General features: G+C 51.9%; 10 protein-coding genes. 6 read left to right on the top strand and 4 right to left on the bottom strand.

The genetic code is table 11. The annotated features are described in order from the left end of the window. Positions 1 to 23 precede the first annotated feature (23 nt). Positions 24 to 674, top strand: coding sequence for a hypothetical protein (locus CES87_RS16550; RefSeq protein ID WP_128606971.1), 651 nt, complete (start codon positions 24 to 26; stop codon positions 672 to 674). A 787-nt stretch (positions 675 to 1,461) separates the two neighbouring features. After that, positions 1,462 to 1,833, top strand: coding sequence for a CopG family transcriptional regulator (locus CES87_RS16545; RefSeq protein ID WP_128606970.1), 372 nt, complete (start codon positions 1,462 to 1,464; stop codon positions 1,831 to 1,833). Positions 1,834 to 2,077: 244 nt separating this feature from the next. Here CES87_RS16545 and CES87_RS16540 read toward each other — a convergent pair whose 3' ends face one another. From CES87_RS16540 to CES87_RS16530, 3 genes are all read right to left on the bottom strand, one after another. Further along, positions 2,078 to 4,417, bottom strand: coding sequence for an AAA family ATPase (locus tag CES87_RS16540; protein ID WP_128606969.1), 2,340 nt, complete (start codon positions 4,415 to 4,417; stop codon positions 2,078 to 2,080). Next, on the bottom strand, positions 4,392 to 5,057 hold the full coding sequence (locus tag CES87_RS16535; RefSeq protein ID WP_128606968.1) for an ABC-three component system middle component 1: 666 nt from the start codon (positions 5,055 to 5,057) through the stop codon (positions 4,392 to 4,394). The genes CES87_RS16540 and CES87_RS16535 overlap by 26 nt, the downstream gene beginning before the upstream one ends. A 205-nt stretch (positions 5,058 to 5,262) precedes the next feature. Further along, positions 5,263 to 6,282, bottom strand: coding sequence for an ABC-three component system protein (locus tag CES87_RS16530; RefSeq protein WP_256590948.1), 1,020 nt, complete (start codon positions 6,280 to 6,282; stop codon positions 5,263 to 5,265). A gap of 274 nt (positions 6,283 to 6,556) precedes the next feature. Here CES87_RS16530 and CES87_RS16525 point away from each other — a divergent pair, with 274 nt between their 5' ends. Then, positions 6,557 to 6,751: a hypothetical protein gene (locus CES87_RS16525; protein WP_128606967.1), complete on the top strand. Its 195-nt coding sequence runs from the start codon at positions 6,557 to 6,559 to the stop codon at positions 6,749 to 6,751. Beyond that, positions 6,748 to 7,785 (top strand): PIN domain-containing protein, encoded by a 1,038-nt coding sequence (locus CES87_RS16520; protein WP_128606966.1) that lies wholly within the window; start codon positions 6,748 to 6,750, stop codon positions 7,783 to 7,785. Before CES87_RS16525 ends, CES87_RS16520 begins: the two co-directional genes overlap by 4 nt. Before the next feature lie 213 nt (positions 7,786 to 7,998). Here CES87_RS16520 and CES87_RS16515 read toward each other — a convergent pair whose 3' ends face one another. Beyond that, positions 7,999 to 11,115, bottom strand: coding sequence for a membrane-targeted effector domain-containing toxin (locus CES87_RS16515; RefSeq protein WP_128606965.1), 3,117 nt, complete (start codon positions 11,113 to 11,115; stop codon positions 7,999 to 8,001). 186 nt (positions 11,116 to 11,301) lie between these two features. Here CES87_RS16515 and CES87_RS16510 point away from each other — a divergent pair, with 186 nt between their 5' ends. Next, on the top strand, positions 11,302 to 12,678 hold the full coding sequence (locus tag CES87_RS16510; protein ID WP_128606964.1) for a multicopper oxidase family protein: 1,377 nt from the start codon (positions 11,302 to 11,304) through the stop codon (positions 12,676 to 12,678). Beyond that, on the top strand, positions 12,678 to 13,175 hold the full coding sequence (tadA, locus tag CES87_RS16505) for a tRNA adenosine(34) deaminase TadA (RefSeq protein ID WP_128606963.1): 498 nt from the start codon (positions 12,678 to 12,680) through the stop codon (positions 13,173 to 13,175). The genes CES87_RS16510 and tadA overlap by 1 nt, the downstream gene beginning before the upstream one ends. Positions 13,176 to 13,293: the final 118 nt, after the last annotated feature.

Genomic DNA, 13,293 nt, shown 5'->3' with positions numbered 1-13,293 from the left:
TTGACGCGTTCGAAGTTGCAATAATGTCGACTCTTCAATATTTAACTATAGCGCTTTCCATATGGGCTAGCGCAAGTGATATTCATAGGAAGTCTCAGGGGGCATGGCAAGGAATTTTCTCCGGTAGAGCACTTGCTAGAATACGTAAGACTCGCACTATGGTTTTTGATGTAGTGTCTCAAGCACCTTTTGTTGGTTGGGTATTAAACTTAGGTGACAAAGCTGCTTTGAAACTTCACGAGGCTTTTTTTCCAGCCAAAACATGGACTATTTCGCATTATATTATTTGCGCAACTGTTGCAATAGGTTTATTTGCGTCCACAAGAATAGCTGTTGATATAGCCAATAATAGAGTGCAGTTTTTTTGGGCTTTGATTCCTCTCTCTACAGATGATCAAACCAATAATTTACTTCATGTATCAATTAGCGAGCTGTTAGCAATAATGTTGTATTCATCCGCTATTTTCACCGTTGGTACAATTAGGGGCCTACATTATCTAAAATACTTATCAACTATTTTTGTCGGGTTCACTCTTGCCGCACTTTGGTTCACTGCATTGAATTCAAAGGCGAATCCGACCTCGGGTTGGTATTATCCTCTAGCCTTTTTTTGTTTTATGGCTATCACTCGCACAGTTTCTTCAGACTCCAAAAAACAAGCAAAAATACCCTAATAACAGCAAGGTCATTGGGAAGTTATTTTTGTACATGATTGGACTTGGCGGATTTTGCTGCTTCGAAGCGCTTTCTGCCTGTCACCGCCAGCGGCAGCAATGTGCAGTTCTCTGCCAATAATGGTTACGAAGTACACAGGGTAAACCAAACAGTCGGTTGTAGGGTGCAATGCAAATGACTGGTCATCCCATACTTGATGGATAGAGTAACGTATTTGGTGGGCAGGGTATTACGAGCTCTAAGCGACCCTCGAAAGCCTTATAAATCTGCACCAAGGCCACCCCTCGCACGACTTCCACCCGCACCTCATCCATGTCAGCTACGAACGACACACCGCCGCATCGATGGCGTTGTGGGTGGTGCTCGACGGAGGGCAATTCGTGGTTACACGTATGTTTTTCTCCCTACGAGTTATCTGGAACTAATTAATATATTTATTAGAAGAGAAATAGCGAATTTATTTGTGATTAATTATTCCGACTAATGAGACTTTATGCGACTTTATGCGACTTTATGCGACTTTATGCGATTCAATGCGATTCAATGCGATTCAATGCGATTCCAGGGGAATATACGCGCGTTGGAAAAACGGAACTGGATGTTTTGTCCAAATCGCATAGAATCGCCAAAACACTGACGGCAAGATGTGTGTTGTACGGGTGCGGACTTCGTCCACCCCCTCCCAACACCTCCCCGTATTCGCCTGCGGCTCAATGGGTTCTCTTGCTCTGCGAGGCATACAGTCGCTGCCGCGACGACATAGAAACAGCACACAAAGGAGGAAGCATGACCGATGAGCAGCCAGCCAAGCCCAAGGCTCGCCGACGCGGCAAACCGATAGAGGTTTGGGTAACCGATGGAGAGAAGGCGACGATTACAGCTAGAGCTAAAGAAACTGGTATGGCCCGCTCAGCCTATCTCCGCGCTCTTGGTCTGAATACGCCTGTAAAGTCAGTCGTTGACCTGGGTGCGGTGACTGACTTGGCGAAGGTAAATGGCGACCTTGGGCGGGTTGCTGGTTTGTTGAAACTCTGGCTTGCAGAGAAACGTGGTGAAGGCGCGAGTGCTATTGATGTTGAGGGTCTAATGGTGGAGTTTCGAAGGTTACAGGTAGCGATAGGAATGAATATGGGCGCTATTGTTAAAGCTCACAAATAAATTCTTCGCTGAATACGCTTGAGGCCAAGCATTTGAGAGGGGACTCTCATAGAGCTTTGTTTTGCTTCGGGCTTCAAGACTTCACAGATGCTCACGGTATTAGCTTTTTGGAACAAACGTAGTAATCAGCTCCAGAAGCAGGGTGTACGTATTTCAATCAGAGTTATTGAAGAGTTAGATAAAACATAGTGGTTCTCATAATGAACAAACAGGGGCAAATTCCATATGCCCCTATCGTGGTAACTCAGACAGCGGCTACTAGGGCTTCCTTAGCCAAGCGTTGCATGTTGAGCGATCGGGTGCTAAGGCCTGCCTTAGTGAACCGGTAGCGCATATACGCGGAGATGTCGTCCTCGTGCGAGGAAACGATCAGCTGACGATTGCTGAACTCACAGCGTAGCAGGTCAGTCAGAGAGGCGATGTTGACTTCATCCAGCGACTGGGAAGGGTCATCGATCAGGATCAGCGGTACGGTCGAGTAGACTCTATTCAGCGAAAGGAAGAAGCCCAGGCTGAGCGCCGACACCTGCCCGGAACTCATTGACAGAATCGCATCATGCTCAGACTTTTCGGCTGTCAGGAATCTGAGCTCTTTACCGTCATTGCTTTCAATGAACAGACCCAAGCCGCGCTGATAGTTCTGGATAAGCCGCCCGCTGTAAATGTGGAAAATCAGCTCTATCTCAGCAATCGTTTGTTCTGAGTAGCTGCGCTCCGTTCTCTCCAAGGTGGCCTTTAGCTTATTGACCTTATCTTTAGCGATTTTCGCTGCTTCGATCTCACGCTGGATGACCTGTAGCTCATCAAGGCATTGCTTTAGCCTGCTGCTCTGCGCCTCGTTTGCTTTAGCCTCGATGTACAGCTCCTTGTCTTTCAGCGCTTGAGTCTCGACGATATAGAAGTCCTGGAGCTCTTTGAAGGCAGCGGTGATGACCTTTCTCCAATCTTGCGGCAGAGGCTCTGTTTCAGCTGTTTTTTGGCTTCTGATGGAAGCTGTCAGCTCCTGAGTCCGGGTGTCTACCACCTCCTCGTTATCGGAGAACGAGTGGTTGAGCTGTACACCTAAAGCCTGAAGCCGGGCCGCGAGTTGGGTAATTGTAGGCAACCGAGCTTTATCACGGAGCAGGGCGTTGTGTAGGGCGCTGTTGTATCCAAGGGATAGCGGCGCTTCTCGGGCCTGGATCTGAGCTTCAATCATGGCCAGCTCCGCAGTCATCAGCCCCGTGAGATTTATCAGGGTCTGGCCATCAGCGGTTAGCGCGTCGTTGATCTGCTTTGATCTGAACTCAATCTTTTGCAGCATATTGTCATGGGCTTGCCAGTCAGCACCACATAGTGGGCAGTGTTGGTCGTCAGCATAGAGCTTGGCGTGCTCAGCCAGCAGCTCTGCTTTTAGACGATTCAGCTCGGCAGCAGCGTTAGCATTAGAGTTGCTCTTTTGCTGAAGCGCGTCACGGATGACTATTTGCTCAAGGAACCAGTCCAAGCGTCCTTGGCCCCATCCAGGAAGGCTCTCGGCCTCCTCGGACTTGATGACTGTGGCACCACGCTTAATGGCCCCTCCAGATTTAATCAGTTCGTTTAATTCTTTTTTGGTGACGTCGAGGCCATCCAGCTTGTCCAGATCGCTACCAAAGCGGGCCAGGCTTTTCACCGAGTCCTTGTTAAGCTCAATGTAGTTTTCAATCGCTTCGTTTTTGTCCCTGATCTGTATCGCACCCTTTAGTGGAGTTAAGCTTTGAAGGCGCTGGATATTTTCAACATATTCAGCGTGGATTTCCGCAGAGTAGGTAGGAAAAGGAATCTCTTTGTCCCAGCCTGGCTGCAGAACTGCGGTGGAAATTTTTTTATGTTCAATCTCTCCTAGGTCAGCTTGAATCATTCCTTTGAACGAATCTGCTTCTGTTTTTAGCCTTGATAGATCGGCAGCACGCTTTGGATCGCTAATGAACTTGGTCAGTCGCAGGGCGATAGCTTTGCAGTTGTCAGTTTCCGCTTTCACGTCTCTAATATTAAAGAGGTTGTTTAACGCCTCCTTACGCTTGTCCACCCTCGTGTGCAGAAGCTGGTTTTGGCCTTGCTCCAAATAATTTAAGTATGAGAAGTTTTCTTTGAAGTTTTTGCCGAAAAGCTCCTCAATGAAACTCTCGTCACGGAGATTTTCTTCTATGTAATCGTTTGACGCAAAGTCGGGAAGCTCGTAGAGGATGAGGTGAGTGAATTGGTCAGCACGATTGTTGGCTTTATCTTCAAAATCTGTAGCGGGAGTATGCCTTGCCAAAACAAGTTTGCGAGCTCCATTGATGAATTCAATTTTTATTACTAAGTCTTTGTTGCCCGAGCGCTTGTTCCAGAGTAGATTGTCCTCATAATTGGTTCTGTTTCCCATCATTAGGGTGGTAAACAACTGACTAATTCGTTTTATACCACCGGTCAATAGCAACTCGATGGCGTCGAAAACACTAGTTTTGCCGAAGCCGTTGGGGCCGTCTAGTGTTAGGAGCGATGACTCGCTGAAATCCAGATGGATTTTTTTGAAAGCTTTAAAGCTTGAAATCTCAATTTTGGATATTTGCCAGTTCATCGCTAATCAGCTCCTTGATTAAATCTTCGACATTGATTTGGCCGAGTTTTTGTACCGTTCCATAAGTCTTAGTAAGGTCAATTTCGGCTACCGCCTCTTCAATTTGTAGGCGAAGGGGTACTAATTCTACCTTGTTAATGTGAAGTGCTAAGAAAGGCAGTTTGATAAATATCTTTACGGCAGCACTATATTTGGTTGCTGCTGTGGGTTCTTTTTTGTAGATGTTGAATTGAGATTTGTCTGAAATCAATTCATTTAGTTTTTCGAAATCTAGCTTTTTGATAGCTTCAACTTCAGCTTCGCTGTAGTAGAGCACGTATTTTTTGTAGAAATGCGGGTCTTCTTCAATTTCAAAAATCTGCTCTTCGTGATTTTTGAACTCGGCTAACTTGTCGAGGTGATGAATGCAAATTAAATCGCAGTTTTTTCTAAAGGCTGGATCGGTCAGGAACTCCTGCGGCGCGGACTGGTTGATGGCTGCGTTGAGATCGCCAGGCTTCATCAACTCGTCTAACTTGTGCAAGACAGCAAATCGGATCGCTGTGTCGTTCTCTCGAACATAGAAGCCAGTTGTGTCATTATTCTGTACTTTGGAAAATCCGTGAGCGACTAGGGCTTGGTGGATCAGGTCAATAATCATTTAAGTCTCGCCTCTGCGTCGTCCCTTGTTAAAATGCTGATGCACAAACTTTTTGTAATATTGCTATCGATGCGTTCTTGAGCGTCTATGGCCTCTTCATTAAAGCAGTTTGTATATTTGGTGTCGATTATGAAGCTCTCGGTGGCCTTGGCTGCAATCAAGTTGTTGAATTCGAAGAGCAGTCTGCCAAGATCGTCGTTATCTTTTATTTCGGCGATAATCTCAGAGGTACAGTATTTTTGTCTGTTGGCTCTAGCAGATAGAGTGCAGTTGGTGCGTAGAACTTATTATTGCTATCTAAATAGTGTGGTAGTCGTTTTAGTATTGGCTCAGAACTAAACGTATGGACGAGATCTGAGTATCTTCGTATGTCTGAATTCTGAATGCGTGAAAACTTCTCTGAAGGTTTCATCAGCTGGCAAAGTGTCTTGAAATCGCCGCCCTCTGAGAGTCTTATTAGTGCATAGATACTTCTAGATCTCTCGTAGGCGGCGTCCGACATGCCTGGCAATGACTCAGCGAGCCTTTCTTCAAGGTAAGCGTGAAGGCGCTCCTTAAGTTCGACCGCGTAATAGTCCTTTCTTTGATACGGATTCGTGTCCGTTATGCCCGAAAGAATGCTCGCTGCAGTTATTCGGTTGTCATAAGCTGCTTGGCGTTGAGTATCGCCTTCATTTTGTATTCTTGCATGAATAGCTAGAGCTTGTGAGCTGATTCTGTCCGATAATAGACAATAATTCGCGTCAAGTAGGCTCTCATCAAAAACTATAGTCTGGCTGTCATAAATTTCTTTGATGATCTGCTTGGTCAGTTCTTCTATTTTATGAAGTTCACAATGTTGAGATTTACCGTATGAGTAGAACTCAACGCGTTCGCCATTGGTAGGGTGCACGTAATCGCTATGGTCATTGATTGGTAGCGATATATGAAAATATCTTTTGATTCCGGCAACTCTATCCAGCTCTAAGGTGGCCGATTTTTCTAAAGCTTCCTTGTAGTTACTACGATAGTCGCCTATTTTTGCTTTCACCTGATGGGCACTAATGAGTTTGCCCTCTTTGTAAATCGCGAAATCGTCGGTGCTATCCAGTTGTAGCTCAAATTCACTATCGCCTTCATTAATTAGCTTGAGGCAGTGGTAGAGCGCCACTTTGCCTTGGTAGACAAATCCGCTCCAAGTGGAAATGGCGCTATGCGGGTACCTGCTTGCTTCCTCGTCGCTCACGTTGACTCCTTTCACTACACGGTTATGCTGTACTTGGGCGCAGGGACGATATCACGGAGCTATCACTCGTTTCATTCTGATGCGCGAACTGGCGAATGAGCCTGATCTCGCAGAGCGCCTCTTCCGTGGTCGGATCGCCCAGGAATAGCAGCTCTGCGACAGTTGGGATACGCAGCACGATTTCCAGCGGGTAAACAAGGCGGCTGGGACGATAGTATTCCGTTCTAGCTGGTGTGGCGCCGCGCACCGGGTTACCGGAAGAGGGATGACTCCAATGAAAGACAGGTCGCATGATGAGGCTATGACTGACTATTTCCGCGCAAATCCGGCCTATGCAGAGGCGCTGCTTTCCGAAGTTCGTAGTGGCGGCGATCCCGCCGAATGGGCCGTCTTGTTGCGTCAGTTGCAAGGGGAGGCTGGTAAGGATAGCGCCGTAACGGTCAGCGCGACATGGAGCGAGTGCGAATGAGATTGAACCTGTTGATCGATACATCGGTATGGCTCGACCTTACGAAAGACCCCCGACACCTTCCTTTGCTGGACGCTTTGTCCGCAATGGCCGAAGCAGGCGAGGTCATTCTTATCATGCCGCAGATCGTTATTGAGGAATTTGCTCGGAATCGGGATCGAGTCATGGCGGCTAGTCGAGCCAGTCTTTCTAGTCACTTTAAGCGTGTCAGGGAGGCGATTGTGCAATTTGCCCCCGAAGAAGGGCGGGAAGCGACGCTGAAGCAGCTAAACGAAGTCGATCATCGGGTTGCTACTGGCGGAGAGGCTGTGAACGAGGCGGTGGATTTGATCGAAAAGTTGTTCGGGGAGACAACGCCAGTCCCTGTCAGCGATAACATTAAGGTGCGCGCTGCGGATCGAGCTATTGCCAAGATTGCCCCTTTTCACCGGCAAATGAACGGGATTGGCGATGCCATCATTATCGAGACTTACATTGATGCGCTAGCCGTGCGCAAAGATGAGGATGTGTTTGCCTTCGTGACCCACAACATCCACGACTTCAGCCAAAAGGGAGCTGACACGCGTTTCCCTCACCCCGATTTGGCCTCCCTTTTTGATGGTGTGAGATCGCGATACGAGACCAACCTAAGTGCGCTGCTCAGCGAGTTCGCGAGCGACCTGATCGAAGAGACCAGATTCGAGCGCGAATACAGCCAAGATCCACGGCAGCTTTCTGAACTGCTTGAGGCGGAGAGCAAGCTGACAACGCAGGTTTGGTACAACAGAAAATGGAACATTATCGCTCGCGTCGAAGACGGTGAAGAAAAACTCGTGACCAAAGAGGTGTGGGACCAAGCCACACCGGAGGAGCGGCGGAATTTAGTGGTGCATACGATTTGGGAGGGGATGCTCGCCTCGATGAAGAGAGCTGAAGAAGAGTTGGGCCCCGAAGAGCTGGGGCCTTGGACCGACTTCGAGTGGGGGATGATCAATGGCAAGCTGTCTGCAATACGCTGGGTACTCGGAGACGAGTGGGATATGCTCGATACGTAAGGCTAGCATGGTTTTTTTCATGGTATTTGTAATTGGGGTATCTATAACGCTATTGGATTTACATGGTTTTAAGACGCTATTTACAATAGAGTGGGAATGATCCCGCTTTAGTCGAGCGTCTGATCGAGAAAAACCCTGGCTTTGGCCAGGGTTTTTTCGTTTGGGCGAAGCTGAAAATCGAGGCCGCTGTACCGCAACCTCTATTGCCCTGGGTCAAGGAATGCGGCTTTGCAGCGTCATCCCCCTCAAATTGTTAAGCGCCTGTGAGAGCTGTTCAATGCTGGGGAAAGGTACACCGCTGACCTGTGGCCATGAGGGCCGAATAATACAGACATTGCCCCCCGCCAGCGGTTCGACAGGGGTCCGCACAATCAGTTCTTGCTGGTTGCGGTGAACCAATGTGTACACATCGTCTACCTTCTCGAACAGGTACATGCCCTTTCGGTAGAGCAGATTTGCTGTTTGCAGAGGCATCCTGCTGACCGGGAGCGCCTCCATTTGCAGACGCAAGTCGGCGTAAAGGGTGTCGACAGTCCCGCCTGTTTCGCGGTTTGCAATAAAAGGACCTCGGTCAATTTCGATACCGGAGTCAATTGCAACGCTTTGCCCTTCGCCAGGATTGACTTCCACTACGCGCAAACCGATGCCACCTTCCAGTTCGCTGATACCCGCCAGCCCCCGAAACGTATTGGTGTTTTCTGTGCCTGTCAGCAACACCCAATTGCCAGGACCATTGAGTGCTTGATCCGAAAACATGATTTCGCTCGCCATGTGGTTGGCGTTCATCTGCTCTTCAACCCGAGTCAAGGCGGTGGGGTTTTTATAGTTGGCTGCGCAATCGATCGCCTGTACGCGAATGCCGTTTTGGCGGGCAGCCTTCACCAGTTCCAGCTCATTGAAACGGCCCGTAGGGTCAGTACCGAGATGGGTCAGGTACTCTTCCAGGTCTTCAGACATGACACCGGTGTTGAAGTAGTTGTTCAGTTCCGTCTGGGCAAAGTCGCTGAGCAGACGTCGCATGTAGAGGGTCTTGACGCCCTGCGAGGCGAAGGAAGGCATGTTTTCGATCATCAGGCGCATGCTGGTGATTCGATCCAGTGTTTCACCGATCACCAAACCGGGCGCCGCGTTGAAAATACGTTCGATCAGCGTGCTAAGTGTCGTTGAGCTGTCCACTAGCGGGATTTGCGGGCGTGGAGGCAAAGTGTCCCAAACGAGGTTTTGATAGAAACGCCTGGCCGACCTGACGAGCGATCTGAATTTTTCGGTGAAATGGAGTGCGTATCGATCCGGGACGATGACTGCCCCATCGGGACCGAAATGAAACTGAACATGAGTTTCGTTAAGGTTCATTGCCCACTTTTTCAGCCCAATCCTTACATCTGGCACCACGTCGTAAGGCGTTGTGACCAGTCGCGGCGTCCTTGATGTCGAGGGTTGCGGCTGTGGGCCAGATGCAGGGTTTGAAACTTCAGCCCCTCCTTCTAAACCTGCTTGGCCAGCACCATTCTCACGCACCGCCATTTCCAGCCCGACCTCACATTCCTTGCCCATGCATTGCCCGCCTGCCTGTAACCCGAGTTTCGGCATTCGTTCCCATTGGCCTTCGGCATTCAGGCGAACAGGCAGCGAGTGGATGAACTGGTTGGGTCTGGCCGGGTCGACGATGGCCCAATAGCCACCGCCCTGAGCGTCAGGAAAGTAGCGGACGTAATAGGCGTTGTCGTTCAGCAGGATGGCGTAGGGAGGATCGGAGTCGAGTCTGTAGATGCCCTGGAATTTTCCAGGTTCTGTACCGGGCGTTTCCCTCTCAAGCACCTCATTGCTTTGATACGTTTGTGGTATGTCGGATGGCTCAACAGCTTCAGATGGCATGGGGGTTATTTCCCCGGCAGGTGGTAATGCGTCCTCGGTCTCTTCGGTGACAGGAGCTTGTTCATCCGGTGGAACAGATTTTTCCAATGGCTGCGTGGTTTCTGAATATTCAGCAGCCTCAGCGGCTTCGACCTCTACAACAACCTCGGCCGCCGACCCGACACCTTTGAGGAATGGAAGGTTGAACAACGCATCGATGGCGCTGAAGATCGCCCCGATAACACCTTCCTTACGCTCGGACGCGGTCTTGGCGTTGACCGCCTGGTCAATGTTCAACCCCATATTGGCGAGGCTGGCACCGATTACCGGCAACGCTACAGGCCAGCCCACGGCCGCCATCGGGCCAAACACTTTTAAGCTGGCACTCAAATAACCGATCCACAGTTTTTCCCGTAGATCGCCATTGGAGGTCAGGGATAGATCGGCTTCGGCGAACATTGAAGTCCGGGTCGAGTCCCGCAACCAACTGAACGCATCCCCCGTCACTGCGTGATCTTTCTGGTTGATCAGGTGATGATCGGCATGACCCCAGGTACTCACCAGGCGATTCATCAGGTCGGTGATGTTCTCGGTGATGGCGTGGCGTTCGGCCAGTGGAAAATGATTGATGAAGGCTCGACGAGGAGCCTCATCGTTCATCTGATTCAAAACCCACCAGTGCATGTCCAACGGGGTTTCGAACACCTGAAACACCTTGGCTTCACCGGGCAGGTAAAGGATCTGACGGCCTTTGGGCGCAACGATGCGCAGGATGTTCATCGCCACATGGCCGGCGACATCCAGTGCGCATACCCGCAGTCCTGGGCCAACCGACGATTCGGACTTCAGCATCTTCAGGCTGACCGGCCAGGTCAGCGGGCCGATGGCAGCGCTGATCACCGTTTGAAAATCATCGTCAGTCAATTGCCCGCTGTCGCGTGCCTCAACGGCTGCGCTCAGGAAATTGCACTTGGCCAAGGTGCGGAAGTCTTCGGTGAAGTCGCTCCAGAACGTTTGTAGCTTGTTGCGGTAAAGGTCGCTGAAGTTGATGTCCCAGAAGTCCTTCAGCACCTCGTTGCCGTGCAGGCGTACCTCGTTGGTTGCGTCGAAGTGATCGGCATCGGGCCCTGCCGTGTAGAAGCCTGCGTAGAGATCCAGTAGGTCGGCGTTGTCCTGATCGGTGGCGCGGAAACGGTGAATCACCAATTGGGTCAGGGTCAGGGATTCATAGGGCTTTTCGCCATAGTGTTGCCAGCCGGTGAATGACACCGAAAGGCTTTGCGCAGTCTTGAATCGGTGGAAATAAACCTGGTCGGGGTCGAGATTGGCGACGCCATATTTGACCAGCAGTTGCGCGGCGACCTCGTGCGCCGTGTCGTGCAGGCTCGGGCACGCCTTGACGAGGTGGGCGGCGATGACTTTGAGGGTGGCTTTGTCCGAAGCGTTGGGCAGGGGACGGGTTTCTATCGGGTTCATTCGCTCTGTTCCTTGAGAGATGGGCGCCAAGGATGGCGTCTGCGCTTAAGGTCAGTGCACTACATAAGTACCGCACGGCCTGCGTCCATCCGCCGCGCTGCCCTTACTGTTTCGCAACCGCAGGTGTATCGTATTCGCCTTTTGCAGGCCCGGCGCCTGTCGCTGATACGTGAGGTAGTTGAGTTCATGTCCTTTACCCGTCGCCAAATCCTCGGTGGCCTGGCTGGTCTTGTTGTCGTTGGCGTGGGAGCGGGGGGCGCGTCGCGTTACTGGCTGGGCAAGATGGCCGACGCTGACGCGGGCCACGACTATGAGCTGATTGCCGCACCGCTGGACGTCGAACTCGTGGCCGGGCACAAGACCCAAGCCTGGGCGTTCGGCCCGTCGGCACCGGGCACCGAGTTGCGCGTGCGTCAGGGTGAATGGCTGCGGGTGCGTTTCATCAACCATCTGCCGGTCGCGACCACCATTCACTGGCATGGCATTCGCCTGCCGCTGGAAATGGACGGCGTGCCTTACGTGTCGCAATTGCCGGTGCTGCCGGGTGAGTACTTCGACTACAAATTCCGCGTGCCGGATGCCGGCAGCTACTGGTATCACCCGCATGTGAACAGCAGCGAAGAGCTCGGCCGTGGTCTGGTGGGGCCACTGATTGTCGAAGAGCGCGAGCCGACCGGTTTCAAGTACGAAAAAACCCTGAGTCTCAAGAGCTGGCATGTCGACGACGTGGGCAATTTCGTCGAGTTCAGCATTCCCCGTGAGGCGGCCCGTGGCGGTACGGCAGGGCGCCTGGCGACGATCAACGGCGTGCCGCAAGCGGTCATCGACTTGCCAGCCGGTCAGATCACCCGTGTGCGCCTGCTCAACCTCGATAACACCCTGACCTATCGCCTCAACATTCCTGGCGTTGAAGCGCAGCTCTATGCGCTGGATGGCAATCCCATCGAACCGCGTCCACTGGGCAAGGAATACTGGCTTGGCCCTGGCATGCGCATTTGCCTGGCGATCAAGGCCCCGCCGGCCGGTGAAGAGTTGTCCCTGCGTAACGGCCCGGTCCGCCTGGGCACGTTCCGTTCGGTGGCCAATACCGACGCACCGACCGAGTGGCCACACGCGATGCCCGCCAATCCGGTGGCCGAGCCGGACCTGGCCAATGCCGAGAAACTCAACTTCAATTTCGAATGGGTGGGTTCGGTGTCGGTCAACGTCGACAACGGCAAGCCGCCAAGCCTGTGGCAGATCAACGGCAAGGCCTGGGACATCACCGACAAGACATGCGCCGATCGCCCGATTGCCAAGCTTCAAAAGGGCAAGAGCTACATTTTCGAATTGAAGAACATGACTCAGTATCAGCATCCGGTTCACCTGCACGGCATGAGCTTCAAGGTCATCGCCTCGAACCGGCACAAGGTCATTCCGTACTTCACCGACACCTATCTGCTGGGCAAGAACGAGCGCGCGCAAGTGGCGCTGGTGGCGGATAACCCCGGCGTGTGGATGTTCCATTGCCACGTGATTGACCACATGGAAACCGGCCTGATGGCCGCTATCGAGGTGGCGTGATGCGTCAGATTCGACCCGCCGCGATTATCGACCGCAGTCGTGACCGCGATTTCATGCACGAAGCCCTCGCCCTTGCCGCTCAAGGCGCTGCCCTGGGCGAAGTGCCGGTAGGCGCGGTTCTGGTGCAGGACGGCGAAATCATTGGCCGCGGCTTCAATTGCCCGATCAGCGCCAGCGACCCGAGCGCCCACGCCGAAATGGTCGCGATCCGTGCTGCGGCTCAGGCCGTGAGCAACTATCGCCTGCCGGGCAGTACGCTTTACGTGACGCTGGAACCGTGCAGCATGTGCGCCGGTTTGATCGTGCACTCGCGGATCGCGCGGGTGGTGTATGGCGCTCTGGAGCCCAAGGCCGGGATTGTGCAAAGTCAGGGACAGTTTTTTACCCAGGGCTTTTTGAATCACCGGGTGTTGTATGAGGGCGGGGTGTTGGCGCAGGAATGCGGGGCGGTTTTGAGCGAGTTCTTCAAGGCCCGTAGAGCAAAACCATCAGACTAAACTCCGAACCCCATGTAGGAGCGAGCCTGCTCGCGATGGTGTGTCAGCCAAGCAAGTGTCGACTGACACTCCATCGCGAGCAGGCTCGCTCCTACAGGGGATCTCCAGTGTTCTGGAA

The sequence above is a fragment of the Pseudomonas sp. ERMR1:02 genome, assembly GCF_002277815.1.
Taxonomy (GTDB): Bacteria; Pseudomonadota; Gammaproteobacteria; order Pseudomonadales; family Pseudomonadaceae; genus Aquipseudomonas.
The sequence above is the reverse complement of the archived record's forward strand: the minus strand, read 5'-3'. Positions and strand labels throughout refer to the sequence as shown.